This window comes from Mycoplana azooxidifex (genome assembly GCF_014196765.1).
Classification (GTDB): Bacteria; Pseudomonadota; Alphaproteobacteria; order Rhizobiales; family Rhizobiaceae; genus Mycoplana; species Mycoplana azooxidifex.
The window spans coordinates 85,616-103,354 of the sequence record NZ_JACIEE010000006.1 but is presented as its reverse complement, the minus strand read 5'-3'; the positions used below and the strand labels follow the sequence as shown (position 1 = coordinate 103,354).

Sequence of the window (17,739 nt, the reverse complement as noted above, 5' to 3'; positions counted from 1 at the left end):
CAGGCCGTTCTTGGAGTGCAGGTGTACGGATCGAGGTTCAAGCCGCAGAAGACGGAAGCATCGGGCGCAGCGCCGCTGGAGGAGCTGTGGCAGGATGACCGCGACCGCGGGCTGCATGAAGAGGGCCTCGTCGTCGATATCGCCGGCTTCGAGGGCCCGCTCGACCTGCTCCTGCATCTGGCGCGCACGCAGAAGGTCGACCTTTCCCGCCTCTCCGTGCTGGCGCTGGTCGAGCAGTACCTGGCCTTCATCGAGCGCGCCCGGCAGATCCGGATAGAACTTGCGGCCGATTATCTGGTCATGGCCGCCTGGCTGGCCTACCTGAAATCACGCCTTCTCATCCCCCAGCAGCCCAAGGACGACGGACCGAGCGGCGAGGAGATGGCGGCGACGCTGGCCTTCCGGCTGAAGCGGCTGGAGGCGATGCGCGATGCGGCGACGCGACTGGTCAACCGCAACCGCCTGGGTCGCGATTTCTTCGCCCGTGGCGCGCCCGAACATATCCCGATCCAGCGGCGTTCCGCCTTCGATGCCTCGCTCTACGATCTGCTCAACGCCTATGCGTCGCTGCGCCAGCGTCACGCCATCACCCAGGTGACGATCGAGAAGCGCACCGTCTGGTCGCTCGCCGATGCGCGCGAGATCCTGCACAGGCTGATGGGCGAGGTCGAAGACTGGACGGCGCTCGATCATTTTCTCCTGCGCTATCTCACCGAACCCTCCGAGCGCAGGACGGCGATGGCGAGCGCTTTCGCCGCCACGCTGGAAATGGTGCGCGAGGGGCAGCTGGAGATCCGGCAGGACGGCGTGTTCCAGCCGATCTTCCTGCGCCGCGGCGCGCAGGCGCAGCGGGGCGAGCAGGGGGACGACGATCATGTCTGAGGTCGACGGGCCGCAGGATGCCGCTCCCGCCGCCGATGAGGTTGCCACCGTCGTCGACCCGCGCCGGCTGCATGAGGCCGCGCGGATTGCCGAGGCGCTGGTCTTCGCCTCCGCCGGTCCCGTTCCGGAAGGCTATATCGCCGACCGCCTGCCGGCCGGCGTCGATGTCGGCCACGTCATGCGCCAGCTGAGGGCGCTCTATGCCGGGCGCGGTGTCAACCTCGTCCAGGTCGCCGACCACTGGGCGTTCCGGACCGCACCGGACCTGTCCTTCGTCGTCCGCAGCGACGAGGGCGAGGTGCGCAAGCTGTCGCGCGCAGCCCTCGAGGTGCTTTCGATCATCGCCTACCACCAGCCGGTGACGCGGGCGGAAATCGAGGATATCCGCGGCGTGCAGACGTCGAAGGGAACGCTGGACGTTCTGCTCGAGGCCGGGTGGGTGCGGTTCCGCGGCCGCAGGCGCACGCCGGGCCGGCCCGTGACCTTCGGCACGACGAAGGATTTCCTCGACCATTTCGGCCTGGAAGAACTGCGCGATCTCCCGGGGCTCGAGGAGTTGAAGGGTGCCGGGCTTCTGTCCGGCCGCATTCCGTCCAATTTTCAGATCCCCCTGCCGCTAGGCGAGGACGAACTGGCCGACGACGAGGATCCGATCACGCAGATGGACCTCGAGGAACTCGGCCTCTTGACACCGGGCGGAAAAGAAGACGAATAGCGGAAGCTTATCGTCGCCCTGAATTGCCGCGCCCTGAATTGCCGCCGCTGTTCACGGCGTGTCGGCAGAAGCGCCGGGGCAGCATGTGCCCGGTGCGAACTCGGGGATTGGCAGGGAATGGCTTCGGATTCGTCGAATCTGAACGGGATCGAGGCGCTGACCGCGTCCGCGGTGACCTTCGCGGCAAAGCTCTCCTTCGAGGACATCCATCACAGCTATCACGGCAAGGAGACGATCCGCGGCATTTCCATGTCTGCCCAGCCGGGCGAGGTTCTCTGCCTGCTCGGGCCGTCGGGGTCCGGCAAGACGACGCTTCTGCGCATCGCCGCCGGCATCGAGGCGCAGGCCGGCGGCCGCGTGCTCCTGAACGACCAGGAGATCGCCGGGCCGAAGGTGTTCCTGCCGCCCGAGCGGCGCGGCGTCGGCCTGATGTTCCAGGATTTCGCGCTCTTTCCGCATATGTCCGTGCTGGACAACGTCCGCTTCGGCCTGACGGCGATCCCGAAGGCCGGAGCCATCGCCGAGGCGCACCTGGCCCTGGAGCGCGTGGGCCTTTCGCACTATGCCGAGAAGTTCCCGCACGCGCTGTCCGGCGGCGAGCAGCAACGCGTGGCCCTTGCCCGTGCGCTTGCGCCGCGCCCGGCGGTTCTTCTGATGGACGAACCGTTCTCCGGCCTGGATTCGCGGCTGAAGGATTCCATCCGCGCGGATACGCTGGCGATCCTGCGGCATAGTCGCGCAACCGCCATCGTCGTCACCCATGACGCCGAGGAGGCGATGCGGATGGGCGACCGCATCGCACTTTTGCGTGATGGCCGGCTGGTGCAGGTGGGCACCGCGGAGGAACTCTATCTGAGGCCTGCCGATCTGTTTGCGGCCGGGTTCTTTTCCGAGATCAACGTCTTTCCCGGCCACGTGCGGTCGGGGCGGGTGGAGACGCCGCTCGGAAACGTTCCGGCAGGCCCCCTCGCGGATGGCGCAAAGGTGCGGATTGCCGTGCGTCTGTCGGGTATCGCCATCTCCGAGGCGGAGGGATCGATCCCCGCCCGGGTCCTGTCGCGACGGTTTCTCGGCGTCGTCGAACTGCTGGAACTGGCCATACCGGGGACCGACCAATCCGTCCGTGCGCGAATCAGGGCCGGGCAACTTCCCGGTGGATTGCGCGACGTCACGCTTTCGGCTAACGAGCGCGACATACTAGTGTTTGAAAAAGACACCTGAACACCTTACATCGGGTACGAAATCCTAGAGGGAGTAAAATAACATGGGTTCATTCAGCATCTGGCATTGGCTGATCGTTCTGGCGGTGGTGCTGCTGCTGTTTGGCCGCGGCAAGATTCCCGAACTGATGGGCGATGTCGCAAAGGGCATCAAGAACTTCAAGAAGGGCATGTCGGACGACGAGGCCGCCGCCGCGGCCGACAAGTCGAAGACCGTCGAGCACAAGGCTGACGAGACCAAGTGATCGGTCTGGACGCGACGCACGGTCGCGATCCCGCAAGGACATTGCCTTATGCTTGAAGTCGGCTGGAGCGAAATTCTCGTCATCGCCATCGTTCTGATCCTGGTGGTCGGTCCAAAGGACCTGCCGCAGATGCTCAGGACGTTCGGCCGCATGGTCACGCGGCTGCGCTCCATGGCGGGCGATTTCCGCCAGCAGTTCGACGAGGCGCTACGCGAGGCCGACCTCGACGACGTTCGCAAGACCATCGGCGATGCGCAGAAGCTGAACCCGATGAACGCCATCCGCGAGGCGGTCAATCCGCTGCGGCAGATGGGCGACGAGATCAAGGCCGACCTGTCGAAGGTCACGTCCTCGCAACCGGCCTCCTCGACGTCCACAGCCGCAGCCGACAGCGCATCCGAAACCTCGGATGCCGCCCCCGTCCCGCCGCCTCCCGTCGTCTCTGCCGCGGCTGCAGCGGCCCCGGCGGCTGCGGTTTCGGCAACGACGGCAGACCCGCTTCCCGCCGCCCCCGTGCAGTCGGTGACGGCAGCGCCGGTCGAGCCGGTCAAGCCCGCGGCGTCTGGAGCAAAGACTGCCGTGGCCAAGGCGCCGCGGAAGGCTGCGACTAACAAGGCCCCGGCCGCCAAGCCGAAGGCGGCACCACGGAAGGCTGCGGCCAGGGCCGAGGCGCCCGCCAAGGCGGCGCCCAAGGCAAAGACGGCGTCTACGCCCGCAGCCGCACCGGCTAAAAAGGCCACCACACGCAAGCCCAAGAAGGATCAGGCATGAGCGGCGAGTACGAGGACAAGCCCCAGCCGCTGATCGAACACCTGATCGAACTGCGCCGGAGGCTGATGTGGGCCGTGGGCGCGTTCTTCGTCGCCTTCCTAGTCTGCTTCTACTTTGCCAAGGCCCTGTTCAACATCCTGGTGCAGCCGTTCAAGTGGTCGGTCGAGTGGGCGGGACTGTCCCACCGCAACGTCGAGCTCATCTACACCGCGCCGCAGGAATTCTTCTTCACCCAGATCAAGGTGGCGATGTTCAGCGCGCTGGTGATCGCCTTCCCGATCATTGCCCAGCAGATCTACAAGTTCGTCGCACCGGGCCTCTACAAGAACGAGCGCGCGGCGTTCCTGCCGTTCCTCGTTGCGTCCCCGATCCTGTTTCTCATCGGCGCGGCCCTCGTCTATTTCTTCTTCACGCCCATGGTCATGTGGTTCTTCCTGTCGATGGAGCAGGGCGGCGGCGAGGGCGAGGTCTCGATCCAGCTGCTGCCGAAGGTTTCCGAGTATCTCGGGCTGATCATGTCGCTGATCTTCGCCTTCGGCCTGGTCTTCCAGCTTCCGGTGGTCTCGTCGCTTCTGGTGCGCGCCGGCTTCATCACCGCGCAGACCCTGGTCGAGAAGCGCAAGTACGCGATCGTGATCGCCTTTGTCGCCGCGGCCGTCCTGACGCCGCCGGACCCGGTCTCCCAGATCGGTCTTGCACTGCCGACCATCCTTCTCTACGAGATTGCCATCTACACGGCCCGACTCATAGAACGGCAGCGGGCGCGCGCCGCCGCGCAAGCGGACTCCGACGAGGAGGATACGGCGCAGGCGCCGACATCGCAGGAAGCCGACAAGGCTTAAAGCGGTCGACGGCTTCTGGCGGACGCTGTCGGGCGGAGAGGGCGAAACCCTGCGACGCCTGGAGCGACAATGCTTGACATCAAATGGATCCGCGACAACGCCGAGGCACTCGATGCCGCCCTCGCCAAGCGGGGCGCCGAGCCGCTGTCGGCAAGCCTGATCGCGCTCGACGAGACCCGCCGCACGCTCATCCAGACAGCGCAGGACATGCAGTCACGCCGCAATGCCGCCTCCAAGGAGATCGGCGCCGCGATGGCGCAGAAGGATATGGCCCTCGCCGAGAAGCTGAAGGCGGAGGTCGCCGGGATCAAGACCGGGCTTCCCGCCGCCGAGGAGGAGGAGCGCCGGGTCACCGCCGAGCTTACCGACGCGCTGTCGCGCATTCCCAATATTCCCCTCGACGACGTCCCGGTCGGCAGCGACGAGAAGGAAAACGTCGAAAAGCACAAGTGGGGCGCCAAGCCCGCCTGGAACCACAAGCCGCTCGAGCACTATGAGATCGGCGAGGCGCTCGGCTGGATGGACTTCGAGGGCGCAGCCAAGATCGCCGGCGCCCGCTTCACCATCCTGAAGGGGCAACTCGCCCGCCTGGAACGCGCGCTCGGCCAGTTCATGCTCGATACCCACACGGGGGAACACGGCTACACAGAAATCCAGCCGCCACTGCTTGTGCGCGATGACGCTATGTACGGTACTGGACAGTTGCCGAAGTTTAGAAGCGACTTGTTCAGCGCGGTCACAATCCCGGACTACGAGTTCATAGTCAACATTTCAGGCCCGGGTCTCGATCACGCCAAGGTAAATGAACTGGCCGATTTGTTTATCAAGCGTGGTGATCCGGAGAGAATAAGGGGGTTGATTAGACAGATCTGGCCTAACGATCTCAAGCGTCAAGAGGAAGTTGAGGGCGCGTTTGTTGGCAAGCGGCTTTGGCTGATCCCGACCGCCGAGGTGCCGCTGACCAACCTCGTGCGCGAGGAGATCCTGGCCCAGGAAAAGCTGCCGCTGCGCTTCACCGCACTGACACCGTGCTTCCGCTCCGAGGCCGGATCCGCCGGCCGCGACACGCGCGGCATGCTGCGCCAGCACCAGTTCATGAAGTGCGAGCTCGTCTCGATCACCGATGCCGAAAGCTCGATCGAAGAGCACGAGCGGATGACCGCCTGCGCCGAGGAGGTCCTCAAGCGCCTCGGCCTGCACTACCGCGTCGTCACGCTGTGCACTGGCGACATGGGTTTCGGCGCGCGCAAGACCTATGACATCGAGGTCTGGCTGCCGGGACAGGACACCTATCGCGAGATCTCCTCCTGCTCGGTCTGCGGCGACTTCCAGGGCCGGCGCATGAATGCGCGCTACCGCGGCAAGGACGACAAGACCCCGAAGTTCGTCCATACGCTGAACGGCTCCGGCATCGCCGTCGGCCGCGCGCTGATCGCCGTCCTGGAGAACTACCTGAACGAAGACGGATCGGTGACGATCCCCGATGTGCTCTTGCCCTACATGGGCGGACTGAAGAAGATCGAAAAAGCGAACTGAAGGGAAGACGGCGCCCATGCGCATCCTGCTGACCAATGACGACGGCGTCCATGCCGAAGGGCTCGCGGTCCTGGAACGGATCGCCCGGTCCCTGTCCGACGACGTCTGGGTCGTGGCGCCGGAGACGGACCAGAGCGGGCTTGCGCATTCGCTGACGCTGTCCGAGCCGCTGCGGCTGCGCAAGGTCGGCGACAAGCGCTTCGCGCTGCGCGGAACCCCGACCGACTGCGTCATCATGGCCGTGCGCGAAATCCTTCCCGGTCCCGCCGACCTGGTGCTCTCGGGCGTCAACGCCGGCGCCAACATGGCCGACGACGTCACCTATTCGGGAACGATCGCCGGCGCGATCGAAGGCACGCTGCAGGGCATCCGCTCCATCGCGATCAGCCAGGCGTTCCGCTACACCGACGGCCACACCGTGCCGTGGGAGGTGGTGGAGCGACACGCGCCGGACCTGATCCGCCGCCTGGTGGACGTCGAGCTGCCGGACGGCACCTTTTTCAACCTGAATTTCCCCAATTGCCCGGCCGATGCGGTCAGCGGCATCGAGGTCACCTCGCAGGGCAAGCTCGATTTCGGCATCACCATCGAGGAGCGCAAGGACGGACGTGGCTTTCCCTATTTCTGGCTGCGCTTCGGCGACCGGCGCGGCGACTTCCGTGCCGGCACCGACATTCATGCGCTGCGGGAAAACGCGATCTCCGTCACGCCGCTGAAGCTCGACCTGACGGACTATACGGTTCTGGACCGCGTCCAGCGCGCATTGGCTGAGTGAGAGGTGGCGATTGAGCACGGCACGGATGGTTGAAAAGGAAGGTTTCGCCGCGCTGGCGCTTCGCCTGCGCGGCCAGGGCATCAAGGACATCGAACTCCTGACGGCCGTGGAGCAGACGCCGCGCACCCTGTTCGTGCCGCCGCAATTTGCCGGCGACGCATATTCCAGCCGCCTGCTGCCGATCGATTGTGGCGCCTTCGTCGAAGGGGTCGATCTGGCCGTGCGGCTCCTGCATCTCCTGAACCTCAAGTCCGGCCAGCGGGTACTGGAAATCGGCACCGGCAGCGGCTTCACCGCCGCCGTCATGGGGCGCCTGACCGAGCGCGTGCTCACCGTCGACCGCTACCGCACGCTGGTGAGCGGCGCGCAGCAGGGCATCGAGAAGGCCGGTATCCGCAACGTCGTCGTCCGCCAGGCCGACGGCAGCAACGGCATGCCGGGCGAGGGGACCTTCGACCGCATCCTCGTCACCACCGCCTTTCCCGCCATGCCGCGGCTCTTTGCCGAGCAACTCGTCTCCGGCGGCATGCTGCTGGCCCCGGTGATGGTGAGCGACACCGAATGCCGCATGCTGAAGCTGGTCAAGACCGGCAGCCGCTTCGATCGGGAAGACCTGTTCGAGGTTCCCTACCTGCCGATCGTGCCGCATCTGGCGCAGGCGCTCTGAAACCTTAGACACGTGAGAATCACTTTCCCGCACGGGCCACGGCACCGGTGCGGCGCGCCTTCGCGCCCGTCGATCGCCCCTGCACGCTTGCTATCGACGCCAACGGTCGCAGCCGCCAAGGGGCACCTGGGCGGGCCGCAGGAGGAAACTGCGCTGCTCGCGCCCAAATGGTTAACAAATCGTTAACCATGGTCAGCTTCGCGCAAGCTTCGCGCCATACTTCGTTGGTCTAGACGATATCCACGTCAACGCACGGCATCTTTGGGCAATCTCGCCGCTGAGGGAGATGGGCATGCAAATCTCGAACAGGATCGCCGGGACGGCGACACAGGACAGCCTCGCCAACCTCGCAGCCCGCGCCGCCGGGCGGACCAGCGAGGAGACGGTCGAAGCACCGCGCCCGAGCGCTTTCACGGCAGGCAATCACGATCCATCCGATCGCGTGTCGCTCTCCGTCGAGGCCCTGTTCGTCCTCAGCGCATCCCGTGACACCCAGAGCCTTCCCGCCCTGTCGGAAGACGAGCGCAACAACGTCGTATCGCACACCCTCGAGGAACGCGAATACGCGGCCTTCCGCCACTTCCGCCAGGAAGGCGACATGAAGAGCTACTATCGCGCCTACATCGAATACTACGACAAGCTCCAGCCGCAGGACCAGTCGAGCCCGCGCTATGCCGGGAGCCGACAGATTGCCGTCTCCGCCCTTCGCTCGCTGGCCTATGCCGAAAAGGCGATGGACGACGCGGTCGGCGAGGCTCCGGCGGTGATCGACACGATCCTTGCGGGCGTGGATACCGTGCGCCGCGACGTGCCGCAGATGGCCGCGGTGACAGCAGGCCTCACGGGGGCAGAAGCCTTCCACGCGGTCGGCGTCTCGCGTGCCACCTCGATGTATCTGGGCAGCTTCTAAAGCTTATCCACGCACAATCTAGCCTTGCACGAACCTCGCCATTGCATCCGGGCGGGCGTCGCATGGTTATCAACATCTCAAGAATAAGCATCGGCGGGAGCGGTCTTAACCGGGCGGTAACTCTAACGCGCTTTAATCATTGCACGGCAGTTGGTTGTGTTTCGATTGGGTAGTTTGACATGCGTAAGAGTGTATCGCCGCGTTTTGCTAGAACCGCTCCACGGGTCCTCGTGGCGGTGTTGCTGGCCGGTGTGGCAACCGGCTGCAGTTCCGACGCCACCCGCTTCGGTGGATTGTTCTCCTCTTCCGACGACATGACGACAGGCTCCATCCCGCGCAGGGCGGGAAATGTCGGCTATGTCCCGCGCGGCGATGTCAGCAGCGCCGGAGGCGTTGTCGCCTCCAATCAGGGCTACGCGTCCCAGGGCGCCGTTTCCGATGCGCCCATGGCCATGGAGACTGCGGACAACTCCGGTGTGCGCCGTGCCAGCACGCCGATGACGGTCCAGCGTAACACGCTGTCGGATCCCTCTGCAGCGCCGGCTTCCCCCGGGCGTGAAGTCGCCATGGCCCAGCCGATGCCGAACAATGCGGCGCCAACGCTCTCGGATGCGGTCGAGCCGCAGGCCCGTGCCGCGGCCCCTGCGCCTAAGCGGGGAGACGGTTGGTCGACCGCCAATGCGCCGGTCGTGATGTTGCGGCCGGGCGAGAGCGTCAAGACGCTGTCGAGCCGCTATGGCGTGCCGGAGAAGGAAATCCTGAAGGCCAATGGGCTGAAGAACGCCGCCGCTGCCGAGCCGGGCCAGAGGATCACCATCCCTGTCTTCGGCACCGCGCGCAGCGCCGCCAAGGCGTCGATCGACACGGCTCTGGATCCGAACGGCAAGCAGCCGGGCAACAAGCAGGATACCGGCGCCGAAGTCGCCATTCTCCCGAACTCCGCCAAGGGGCGCGACAAGGCGGCCGGCGAGGCCGGCAAGGGCAAGATCGCAGCCGGCGGCGACGGCAAGCCGGAGGGCGGCTACGAGGTCCAGCCGGGCGATTCGCTCGCCAGGATCGCCGCAAAGAACGGTGTTTCGGTCGACGCGCTGAAGCAGGCGAACGGTCTGGACGGTGCCTCGATCCGTGTCGGCCAGAAGCTGCACATCCCAGCCGCCTCCAGGCCTGCCACCGACGGCACGATGACCGCCTCGCTTCCCGACGCCAAGAAGGCCACCGCACCCGTTACGGAAAAGGCCGAAGCCTATGCGCCCGTCGAGAAGAAGCAGACGCTGAGCGAAATCGAAAACAAGACCGATGTCACCGAGGAAGCGCCCGAGTCGACCGGCATCGGCAAGTATCGCTGGCCGGTCCGCGGCGCGGTGATCGCGGGCTACGGCGCGAATGTCGAAGGCAGCCGCAACGACGGCATCGATATCTCCGTTCCGGAGGGCACCCCTGTGAAGTCCGCCGAAAACGGCGTCGTTATCTACTCGGGCAGCAGCCTGAAGGAACTCGGAAACGCTGTCCTGGTGCGCCACGACGACGGCACCGTGACCGTCTATGGCCACGCTTCGAGCCTCAACGTCCAGCGCGGCCAGAAGGTGCAGCGCGGCCAGACGCTCGCAGCCTCCGGCATGAGCGGCAACGCCACCCGTCCGAAGCTGCACTTCGAAGTCCGCAAGAACGCCTCCGCCGTCAATCCGATGACGTTCCTCGAATAGCCGGGCGGCGGACCATCGAACGCAAAAGACAAGCCGCACCGGAAACGGGGCGGCTTGTCTTTGTTTTCGACCTGCCGTGCTCGCGAGGAAGGGGTATTGCGCCGGCTATTGGGCGAGCCTCTTGCCGACGCGGCCGGCGAGATCCTGGATGAACTGCCAGGCAACTCGGCCGGAGCGGGATCCGCGCGTCGTCGCCCATTCGAGGGCGTCGGAATGGATCGCGCTGCGGTCTCCTTCGAGGCCGAAATGGTCGGCATAGCTGTCGATCATCGCGAGATAGTCGACCTGGCTGCATTTGTAGAAGCCCAGCCACAGGCCGAATCGGTCGGACAGCGAGACCTTTTCCTCGACCGCTTCGGAGGGATTGATGGCGGTGGACTGTTCGTTTTCCATCATGTCGCGGGGAAGCAGGTGGCGCCGGTTCGACGTGGCGTAGAGGATCACATTGTCCGGCCGGCCCTCCACGCCCCCGTCAAGCGCCGCCTTCAGCGACTTGTAGGAGGTATCGTCGTGGTCGAAGGAGAGGTCGTCGCAGAAGACGATGACAGACGCGGGCGCCTCCTTGAGGATCTCCATCAGTGCCGGGAGGGTCGAGATGTCTTCGCGGTGCACCTCGACGAGCTTCAGCGCCGTCTCGGTGGTCGCCGCCGCACTGGCATGGACGGCCTTCACGAGCGATGATTTCCCCATTCCGCGGGCGCCCCAGAGCAGCACGTTGTTCGCCGGCAGGCCCCTGGCAAAGCGGAGCGTGTTGTCCAGGAGGATGTCGCGGACGTGGTCCACGCCGACGATGAGGTCGATGTCGACGCGGTTGGGCCGGGGCACCGGCTGGAGATAGTGCCGCGCCGGGGCCCATACGAAGCAATCGGCGGCGTTCCAGTCGTTCTCGGCCGGCGCCGGGCCCGCGAGCCGTTCGATCGCGGCCCGAAGCCCGGTGATTTCGTTCAACAGCGACTGAATCTGTTCGTCCTGCACGTGCCTGCTCCATCCCTTTTTCCAGCCCCTCGGGCGGTAGCATGGAGAGGTCTGGCGGGAAAGAGAGAAAACCCTGAATTTCCGGCAGAATCTGGGCTCGATTGTTGCATTCAGGCCGGTCTTGCCTATAGTCGCGCCCACTGCTGCGGGTGGAAATGCATCCCCCGGCGTCCAGTTTCGAGGAGTTTTTGAATGTTGATTACCGAGGCTTTCGCCCAGACGGCGCCGGCTGCTTCCCCGGGCGGTACGGATCTTCTGATGTCCGTCCTGCCGTTCCTGCTGATCTTCGTGGTGATGTATTTCCTCATCATCCGTCCCCAGCGCGCCGCCATGAAGCGCCGCGAGGAGCTCCTGAAGAATATCCGCCGCGGCGACCAGGTCGTCACCGGCGGCGGCGTCATCGGCAAGGTGACGAAGGTGATCGACGACAAGGAACTCGAGGTCGAGATTGCCGAAGGCATCAAGGTCCGCGTCGTGCGCAGCGGCGTCACCGAGGTCCGCGTCAAGGGCGAACCGGTCAAGGAATAGTATGGTCCTGCCGTCCGGCGGGCCTTTTGGCCCCCGCCGGACGGCGCCTGGGATATCCACCGGCAGCGTGCCGGGCATTTCGAGATGGCTATGCTGCAACCCGCCCGTTGGAAAACCTCGCTTGCCTGGCTCGCCGTCGTGGCGGGCCTTCTTGTTCTGTTACCCACCGTTCTGACGGATGCGCAGAGGTCGGCCCTGCCTGGCTGGCTCTCGTCGCTGCGGCTGACGTCCGGCCTGGATCTCAGCGGCGGCGCCGGGCTCGTGCTCAAGATCGAGCGCGCCGACGTGGAGAGCGACCGGCTGCTGGCCGTCGTGAACGAGGTCGGGCAGACGCTCAGAAACGCCCAGATCCCCTATACGGGCCTGTCCGGGACCGGGCGGAACGTCGCCGTGCGGGTGACCGATGGCGCCCGCGTGGAAGATGCGCGCGCAGCCCTTGCCGCGATCGCCGGAACGCGCGTGGGCGCGCCGGAAACAGGAGGTGCGATCCGCCTCGAGATTACGGCCGAATCGGTTGCCACGGCCGAGGCCGAAGCCACAGCCTCTGCGGTCGAGGTCGTCCGGCAGCGCGTCGCCGGTGCAGGCGGTGTGGACGCGATCGTCGAGCATGCCGGCCCCGGCCGCATCGCCCTGCAGGTTCCGGGTTATGACGATCCCCAGCGGCTGAAGGACGTTCTGGACCAGCGCGGCCGGTTCTCGGCCAGCCTGGTCGAAACCGGCGTCTCCCTCCAGCAGGCGCTGGAGCAGGGGCCGCCGCCGGGCACGCAGGTCGTCTATACGCTGGGCGAGCCGCCGATCGGCTACCTCGTCCGCCGCGCCAGCATCTTCACGTCGCGTGACGTCGTCTCGGCCGAAGTGCTTTCCGACAACGGCGGACAGAGCGCGACCGTCGTCTACCAGCTCGGCCCGGATGCCACGCGGCGGCTGGCCGAGGCGACGGCAGCCAATGTCGGCCGCACGCTGGCGCTCCTGCTCGACGACCAGGTGCTGGCCGCCTTCATCGTCGCCGGCCCGCTGGTGGACGGCCGCGGCGAGATCTCCGGCGATTTCGACGCGGCCGGCGCCGAGAATCTCGCCGTCGTGCTCCGCAGCGGCGCCCTGCCGGCATCCCTGACCGTGGTCGAGGAGCGCTCCATCGAGCCTGCGCTCGGCAGTGCCTCGGCACGCTCAGCACTCACCGCCGTCGTGGCAGCCGGGATCGCCGTCGCCCTGTTCATGATCTTCTGGTACGGCGCCTTCGGCGCGATCGCGATCATCGCCCTGCTGTTCAACCTGATGCTGATCGTTGCGGTCCTCGTCCTCACCGGAACCGCCGTCACCCTTCCGGGCATAGCCGGCCTGGTGCTGATCATCGGCATGGCGGTCGATTCGAACGTCCTGATCTACGAGCGCATGCGCGAGGAGGCGGCCGGCGGCAAGCCGCTCCCCGAGGCGCTGGCTGCGGGCTTCACACGCGCCTTCTCGACGGTCACCGATGCGGGCGTCACCACGATGATCGCCGTCCTCGTCCTCTATTTCCTCGGCTCGATGCCGATGCGCGGTTTCGCCGTGACCGTCGCAATCGGCATCGTCACCACGCTTTTCGTGGCCTTCACGCTGACCCGCTGGCTCGCCTGGCGCTGGGTGCGCCTGCGGCGGATCACCCATCTGCCGCGCAGCGTCCGCACTGGCCTGTTCGCCAGCCTGCACCTGCCCTTCATGGCGATCCGCAACTACACCTTTGCCGGCACGGCGGTCATTTCGCTCGCCGTTGCCCTGCTGGTGGCGTTGAACGGCCTCAATCTCGGCATCGACTTCACCGGCGGCGCGCTGCTGCAGGTCCAGAGTCGGCAGGGCGCCGCCGACACAGGAGCGATCGCAGCGCGCCTCGAGGAAGCCAACCTCGGCGACGTCGCCGTCCGTTCGGGCCGTGATCCCGCCACCGCCACGGTCCGCATTCCGCCGCAGGGCGGCGGCGAAAATGCCGAGCAGACCTCCGCATTGGTCGCGCGCGGCGAGCTCGAGTCCGATTTCGACATCCGCCGGGTCGAGGTCGTCGGCCCCTCCGTCTCGGGCGACCTGATTTCGGCTGCGACGGTCGGCATGGCGTTCGCGCTTTTGGCGCTGATCGGCTATATCTGGATCCGTTTCGAGTGGCAGTTCGCGATCGGTGCTGTGATCGCCACCGCCCATGACCTTCTCCTGACCATCGGTCTGTTCGCGGTGACCCGCATGGAGTTCAACATCGGCAGCATCGCGGCGCTGCTGACGATCGTCGGATACTCGCTGAACGACACGATCGTCGTCTACGACCGGATCCGCGAGAATCTGCGGCAGTTCCGTCAGATGCCGCTACCGCTTCTGATCGACGCCTCGATCAGCCAGGCGCTGTCGCGCACCGTGCTGACAGCCGCGACCACGCTGATCGCGCTCCTGGCGCTGGCGATCTTCGGCGGCGAGGCCATCCGCGCCTTCGCGGTGACGATGCTCTTCGGCATTGCCGTGGGCACGTTCTCTTCTATCTATATTGCCGGCCCGGTCCTCATCCTGTTCCGGCTGAGGCCGGATCGCTATCGTCTCAAGGGACGCGGCAGCCCGGCTGCGAAGGCATGAAGATGGCCAAAGGCATAGAGATACGGCAGGCGCATTTCCCGGGCAGGGCCCCGATCGACGCCTATGGCAACGGCGGCTTCCGCTTCGCCGACATGTCGCACCGCGGTTCCGTCCTGTGCCTGCCGTCCGGCATCTACGGCTGGGACAAGGCCGACGCGAGCGACCTGTCGGTGGACGACCTTGCCCGCGTGCTGGCGGAGGCGGAACAGATCGAGGTGCTGCTGGTCGGCACCGGCGCCGAGATCCGTCCGCTTTCGGCGGAATTGCGCGCTGCCCTGCGCGAACGCCAGGTCCGCTCCGACCCGATGTCCACGGGTGCCGCCGTGCGCACCTTCAATGTCTTGCTGGCCGAATCGCGTGCCGTCGCCGCGGCCCTCATCGCGGTCTGACCCACAGCCTTCAGCCAATGCCCAATTCAGCTAATGCCAGTCCGGAAGGTCCGATGCACCCGAAAGAAGCCACGGCAGCAGGGCGCGCACCCGAGGCTGCCGCTGCCGAGATCTATGCCCAATGCCTCGCGGCGTTGCGCGAAACCGATCGCGACCGCTATCTCGCCTGCCTCCTGGCGCCCGCCGAAAAGCGCGGCGCGCTGGCCGCCCTCTATGCCTTCAACGCCGAGATCGCCCGCGTTCGCGACGTGGTGCACGAGCCGCTTCCGGGCGAGATCCGACTGCAATGGTGGCGCGATACGCTCGAGGGCAATGCGGCTGCGGGCGAGGCGGGCGCCAATCCGCTCGCAGCCGGCCTGCTGCGATGCATCGCCGAGCACAGGCTGCCCGTCGCCGTGCTGACGGACATGATCGAGGCGCGGATCTTCGACCTCTATGACGATCCGATGCCGGACCGGGCGGCGCTCGAGGGCTATGCCGGCGAGACTGCATCGGCGCTGATCCAGCTTGCGAGCCTCGTCCTCGATCCGCAAGGGGCTGCGCAATCGGCGACCACGGCCGGCCATGCCGGCGTTGCGCAAGCGATCGCGGGCATGCTGCTGCTTCTGCCGATCCACCGGCGGCGCGGCCAGGTCTATATTCCCGGCGACCTCCTGGCCGCCACCGGCCTGGACGCGGCGGCGCTGATCGCGGGCCGTGACCGCGAGCGGACGTCCCGCGCCGTGGAGGCCTTTGCCGGCCTTGGCCGCGAGCACCTGAAGAAGGCGGAAGCGGCCGGCGGCATCGCTCCGGCAAACCGCGCCGCCTTCCTGCCGGTGGCGCTGGCGCGCCATGTCTTCGCCCGCGCGGAACGGGCCGGCGCCGATGCGCTGGAGCATACGCTCCTGCCGGCGCAGTGGCGGCGGCAATGGTGGATGTGGAAGACGTTGCGCACTGGCCGGTTCTGACGCCGGTCCCGGACTGGACGACGTCTGGCACCGATCGCCTCCCGGCAGCTTGAAGCCGTCGACCGAAGGCACGACCGACCATCGCGTAAAACTGGCGCAAGCTACGCGGTCTAGACAGGGCGGACTCAACGGCCCGCGGAGGACCTGCAATGATATGGACTGTCGTGATCGCCTGCCTTGTCCTGGCGGCCTACGTCTATTTGCGGGCGCAGCGCCGCAGCGATCGGACGAGCGGCGCGGACGACACCGGTCTGGCCATCGTCGAGTTCGGCCGGGTCTTCCCGAACGAGGCGATCCGGGAGGTCATCAGCACCGCCGGCGGCGACGGCGTGTTCCTGCGGCTGCACGACGGCAAGGTCGGCTGCATGCGCGCGCGCGGAACGCGCTTCACCTGCCTTCTGATCGAACCCGGCGGCGTGCTCGTGCACAACAGCCCGAGCGGCAAGGGGCTCGCCATCGAGTTCCATGACAATCCGCGCGAGAACGGAAGCTTCGAGTTCAGCACCAGCGGGGAGGCCGCCGAAGTCTCGCTCTGGCTGCTCGGCAGCCTGCTGCCCGCCGCCGGCATCGAGGAAGCGCCCCGCACGCTTCAGCGCGATAGCTGAGCCCTCATCAGCGGTCCGATGCCAGCCACTGGCGGCAGTCCTCCAGCGCACGCGCCGAGACCGCCTGCTTCTTGGCCAGCGCCTTGTCCTTGCCCCGGAAGCGCTTGACGCCCTCGGGCTTGACGATTGAGCCCGGCGCGAGGTCGGGAAACAGGCCGAAATTGATGTTCATCGGCTGGAAGGAGCGCTTGCCCGGCTCGTCGTCGGACAGGATGTGCCCGCCGGTGATGTGGCTGAGCAAGGCGCCGAAGGCCGTCGTGGCGGGCGGCAGCGCCGGCGTTTCTCCGCGCCGTTCGGCAGCGGCGAACCTGCCGGCGAGAAGACCGATGCTGGCGCTCTCGACATAGCCCTCGCAACCGGTGATCTGCCCGGCGAACCGCAGGCCCGGCCGGCCCTTCAGCGTCAGCGACGGATCGAGCAGGGCAGGCGATTGCAGGTAGGTGTTGCGATGCAGCCCACCGAGCCGCGCGAACTCCGCATTCTCGAGGCCTGGGATCATGCGAAACACGTCGCCCTGCGCGCCGTATTTCAGCTTCGTCTGGAAACCGACCATGTTGTAGAGCGAGCCGAGCGCATTGTCCTGGCGCAGTTGCACGACGGCATAGGCCTTGACGGTCGGATTGTGCGCGTTGGTCAGTCCCATCGGCTTCATCGGGCCATGGCGCAGGGTCTCGCGCCCTCGCTCCGCCATCACCTCGATCGGCAGGCAGCCGTCGAAATAGGGCGTGCCCTCCCATTCCTTGAAACCGGTGGTATCGGCGCCAATGAGCGCATCGACGAAGGCATTGTACTGCGCCTCGTCCATCGGGCAGTTGATATAGTCCTTGCCCGTGCCGCCCGGCCCGACCTTGTCGTAGCGGGACTGGTACCAGCAGATATCCATGTCGATCGAATGGGTGTGCACGATCGGCGCGATGGCGTCGAAGAAGGCGAGCGCGTCGGCGCCGGTGCGCTCCTGGATCGCGGCGGCCAGGTCCGGTGCGGTCAGCGGGCCGGTGGCGATGATCGCCTGGTCCCATTCCTCGGGCGGCAGGCCCCTGATCTCCTCGCGGACCACCGTAATCAGCGGGTGGCTCTCGATCGCGGCGGTCACGGCGGCCGAGAAGCCCTCCCGGTCCACCGCCAGCGCACCGCCGGCCGGAACCTGGTTGGCGTCGGCGGCGCGCATGATCAGCGAGCCGGCAAGCCGCATCTCGGCATGGAGCACGCCGACGGCGTTGCTGGTGGCGTCGTCCGAGCGGAAGGAGTTCGAGCAGACGAGCTCGGCGAGCCCGTCGGTCTTGTGCGCATCCGTCCCGCGCACGCCGCGCATCTCGTGCAGTACGACCGGGATGCCGCGCTCGGCGATCTGCCAGGCAGCTTCGCTGCCGGCAAGTCCGCCGCCGATGATATGGATGGGGGAAGGGGAGGTCTTGTTCGTCATGGGCGGGTGCATAT

At 66.5% G+C, this 17,739-nt stretch carries 18 protein-coding genes; 16 read left to right on the top strand and 2 right to left on the bottom strand.

The window, feature by feature from the left end; translation table 11 throughout:
• Positions 1–21: 21 nt before the first annotated feature.
• The 11 genes from GGQ64_RS14925 to GGQ64_RS14875 all read left to right on the top strand — a co-directional run bounded on the left by GGQ64_RS14925 (position 22) and on the right by GGQ64_RS14875 (position 10,266).
• A complete protein-coding gene (locus GGQ64_RS14925; protein ID WP_343059484.1) occupies positions 22–882 on the top strand; it encodes a segregation and condensation protein A in 861 nt (286 codons plus the stop codon).
• Entirely contained in the window at positions 875–1,597 is a 723-nt protein-coding gene (gene scpB / locus GGQ64_RS14920; RefSeq protein WP_183805669.1) for an SMC-Scp complex subunit ScpB, read from the top strand. Before GGQ64_RS14925 ends, scpB begins: the two co-directional genes overlap by 8 nt.
• 117 nt (positions 1,598–1,714) lie before the next feature.
• Positions 1,715–2,818: an ABC transporter ATP-binding protein gene (locus GGQ64_RS14915; RefSeq protein WP_183805667.1), complete on the top strand. Its 1,104-nt coding sequence runs from the start codon at positions 1,715–1,717 to the stop codon at positions 2,816–2,818.
• 43 nt (positions 2,819–2,861) lie between these two features.
• Complete coding sequence (locus tag GGQ64_RS14910) at positions 2,862–3,062, top strand: twin-arginine translocase TatA/TatE family subunit (protein ID WP_183805665.1); 201 nt, start codon at positions 2,862–2,864, stop codon at positions 3,060–3,062.
• Positions 3,063–3,110: 48 nt separating this feature from the next.
• The gene (gene tatB, locus GGQ64_RS14905) at positions 3,111–3,833 is read left to right on the top strand and encodes a Sec-independent protein translocase protein TatB (RefSeq protein WP_183805663.1); all 723 of its coding nucleotides are present in this window, start codon (positions 3,111–3,113) and stop codon (positions 3,831–3,833) included.
• Entirely contained in the window at positions 3,830–4,675 is an 846-nt protein-coding gene (gene tatC, locus GGQ64_RS14900) for a twin-arginine translocase subunit TatC (RefSeq protein ID WP_183805660.1), read from the top strand. Before tatB ends, tatC begins: the two co-directional genes overlap by 4 nt.
• Positions 4,676–4,744: 69 nt before the next feature.
• Complete coding sequence (serS, locus tag GGQ64_RS14895; RefSeq protein WP_183805658.1) at positions 4,745–6,211, top strand: serine--tRNA ligase; 1,467 nt, start codon at positions 4,745–4,747, stop codon at positions 6,209–6,211.
• A 16-nt stretch (positions 6,212–6,227) separates the two neighbouring features.
• Complete coding sequence (surE, locus tag GGQ64_RS14890) at positions 6,228–6,986, top strand: 5'/3'-nucleotidase SurE (RefSeq protein WP_183805656.1); 759 nt, start codon at positions 6,228–6,230, stop codon at positions 6,984–6,986.
• A 25-nt stretch (positions 6,987–7,011) separates the two neighbouring features.
• On the top strand, positions 7,012–7,653 hold the full coding sequence (locus GGQ64_RS14885; protein WP_183806370.1) for a protein-L-isoaspartate(D-aspartate) O-methyltransferase: 642 nt from the start codon (positions 7,012–7,014) through the stop codon (positions 7,651–7,653).
• Between the two features lie 292 nt (positions 7,654–7,945).
• Positions 7,946–8,563, top strand: a complete 618-nt coding sequence (locus GGQ64_RS14880; protein ID WP_183805654.1) for a biotin biosynthesis protein BioC — start codon at positions 7,946–7,948, stop codon at positions 8,561–8,563.
• Positions 8,564–8,742: 179 nt separating this feature from the next.
• Positions 8,743–10,266 (top strand): peptidoglycan DD-metalloendopeptidase family protein, encoded by a 1,524-nt coding sequence (locus tag GGQ64_RS14875; RefSeq protein WP_183805652.1) that lies wholly within the window; start codon positions 8,743–8,745, stop codon positions 10,264–10,266.
• Positions 10,267–10,371: 105 nt separating this feature from the next.
• Here the strand turns inward: GGQ64_RS14875 and GGQ64_RS14870 are convergent, their stop codons facing one another.
• Positions 10,372–11,241, bottom strand: coding sequence for a DUF815 domain-containing protein (locus tag GGQ64_RS14870; protein ID WP_183805650.1), 870 nt, complete (start codon positions 11,239–11,241; stop codon positions 10,372–10,374).
• A gap of 192 nt (positions 11,242–11,433) precedes the next feature.
• On the opposite strand from GGQ64_RS14870, the gene yajC reads away from it, so the two are divergent.
• The 5 genes from yajC to GGQ64_RS14845 all read left to right on the top strand — a co-directional run bounded on the left by yajC (position 11,434) and on the right by GGQ64_RS14845 (position 16,302).
• The gene (gene yajC, locus GGQ64_RS14865; RefSeq protein WP_183805648.1) at positions 11,434–11,769 is read left to right on the top strand and encodes a preprotein translocase subunit YajC; all 336 of its coding nucleotides are present in this window, start codon (positions 11,434–11,436) and stop codon (positions 11,767–11,769) included.
• An 84-nt stretch (positions 11,770–11,853) separates the two neighbouring features.
• A complete protein-coding gene (gene secD, locus GGQ64_RS14860) occupies positions 11,854–14,361 on the top strand; it encodes a protein translocase subunit SecD (protein WP_246422683.1) in 2,508 nt (835 codons plus the stop codon).
• Positions 14,362–14,363: 2 nt separating this feature from the next.
• Positions 14,364–14,750, top strand: coding sequence for an Mth938-like domain-containing protein (locus GGQ64_RS14855; RefSeq protein WP_183805644.1), 387 nt, complete (start codon positions 14,364–14,366; stop codon positions 14,748–14,750).
• Between the two features lie 53 nt (positions 14,751–14,803).
• Positions 14,804–15,697, top strand: coding sequence for a phytoene/squalene synthase family protein (locus GGQ64_RS14850; RefSeq protein ID WP_183805642.1), 894 nt, complete (start codon positions 14,804–14,806; stop codon positions 15,695–15,697).
• A gap of 149 nt (positions 15,698–15,846) precedes the next feature.
• Positions 15,847–16,302: a hypothetical protein gene (locus GGQ64_RS14845; protein ID WP_183805640.1), complete on the top strand. Its 456-nt coding sequence runs from the start codon at positions 15,847–15,849 to the stop codon at positions 16,300–16,302.
• Positions 16,303–16,309: 7 nt separating this feature from the next.
• On the opposite strand, the gene trmFO is transcribed toward GGQ64_RS14845, so the two are convergent.
• Positions 16,310–17,725, bottom strand: a complete 1,416-nt coding sequence (gene trmFO, locus GGQ64_RS14840; protein ID WP_183805638.1) for a methylenetetrahydrofolate--tRNA-(uracil(54)-C(5))-methyltransferase (FADH(2)-oxidizing) TrmFO — start codon at positions 17,723–17,725, stop codon at positions 16,310–16,312.
• Positions 17,726–17,739: the final 14 nt, after the last annotated feature.

Excerpts from the sequence above, each read along its gene's own strand:
- GGQ64_RS14855 (WP_183805644.1), top strand. The coding sequence starts at position 14,364 with ATGGCCAAAGGCATAGAGATACGGCAGGCGCATTTCCCGGGCAGGGCC.
- GGQ64_RS14875 (WP_183805652.1), top strand. The coding sequence starts at position 8,743 with ATGCGTAAGAGTGTATCGCCGCGTTTTGCTAGAACCGCTCCACGGGTC.
- GGQ64_RS14915 (WP_183805667.1), top strand. The coding sequence starts at position 1,715 with ATGGCTTCGGATTCGTCGAATCTGAACGGGATCGAGGCGCTGACCGCG.
- GGQ64_RS14910 (WP_183805665.1), top strand. The coding sequence starts at position 2,862 with ATGGGTTCATTCAGCATCTGGCATTGGCTGATCGTTCTGGCGGTGGTG.
- GGQ64_RS14850 (WP_183805642.1), top strand. The coding sequence starts at position 14,804 with ATGCACCCGAAAGAAGCCACGGCAGCAGGGCGCGCACCCGAGGCTGCC.
- GGQ64_RS14880 (WP_183805654.1), top strand. The coding sequence starts at position 7,946 with ATGCAAATCTCGAACAGGATCGCCGGGACGGCGACACAGGACAGCCTC.
- GGQ64_RS14845 (WP_183805640.1), top strand. The coding sequence starts at position 15,847 with ATGATATGGACTGTCGTGATCGCCTGCCTTGTCCTGGCGGCCTACGTC.
- GGQ64_RS14885 (WP_183806370.1), top strand. The coding sequence starts at position 7,012 with ATGGTTGAAAAGGAAGGTTTCGCCGCGCTGGCGCTTCGCCTGCGCGGC.
- scpB (WP_183805669.1), top strand. The coding sequence starts at position 875 with ATGTCTGAGGTCGACGGGCCGCAGGATGCCGCTCCCGCCGCCGATGAG.
- yajC (WP_183805648.1), top strand. The coding sequence starts at position 11,434 with ATGTTGATTACCGAGGCTTTCGCCCAGACGGCGCCGGCTGCTTCCCCG.
- serS (WP_183805658.1), top strand. The coding sequence starts at position 4,745 with ATGCTTGACATCAAATGGATCCGCGACAACGCCGAGGCACTCGATGCC.
- tatC (WP_183805660.1), top strand. The coding sequence starts at position 3,830 with ATGAGCGGCGAGTACGAGGACAAGCCCCAGCCGCTGATCGAACACCTG.
- tatB (WP_183805663.1), top strand. The coding sequence starts at position 3,111 with ATGCTTGAAGTCGGCTGGAGCGAAATTCTCGTCATCGCCATCGTTCTG.
- surE (WP_183805656.1), top strand. The coding sequence starts at position 6,228 with ATGCGCATCCTGCTGACCAATGACGACGGCGTCCATGCCGAAGGGCTC.
- trmFO (WP_183805638.1), bottom strand. The coding sequence starts at position 17,725 with ATGACGAACAAGACCTCCCCTTCCCCCATCCATATCATCGGCGGCGGA.
- secD (WP_246422683.1), top strand. The coding sequence starts at position 11,854 with ATGGCTATGCTGCAACCCGCCCGTTGGAAAACCTCGCTTGCCTGGCTC.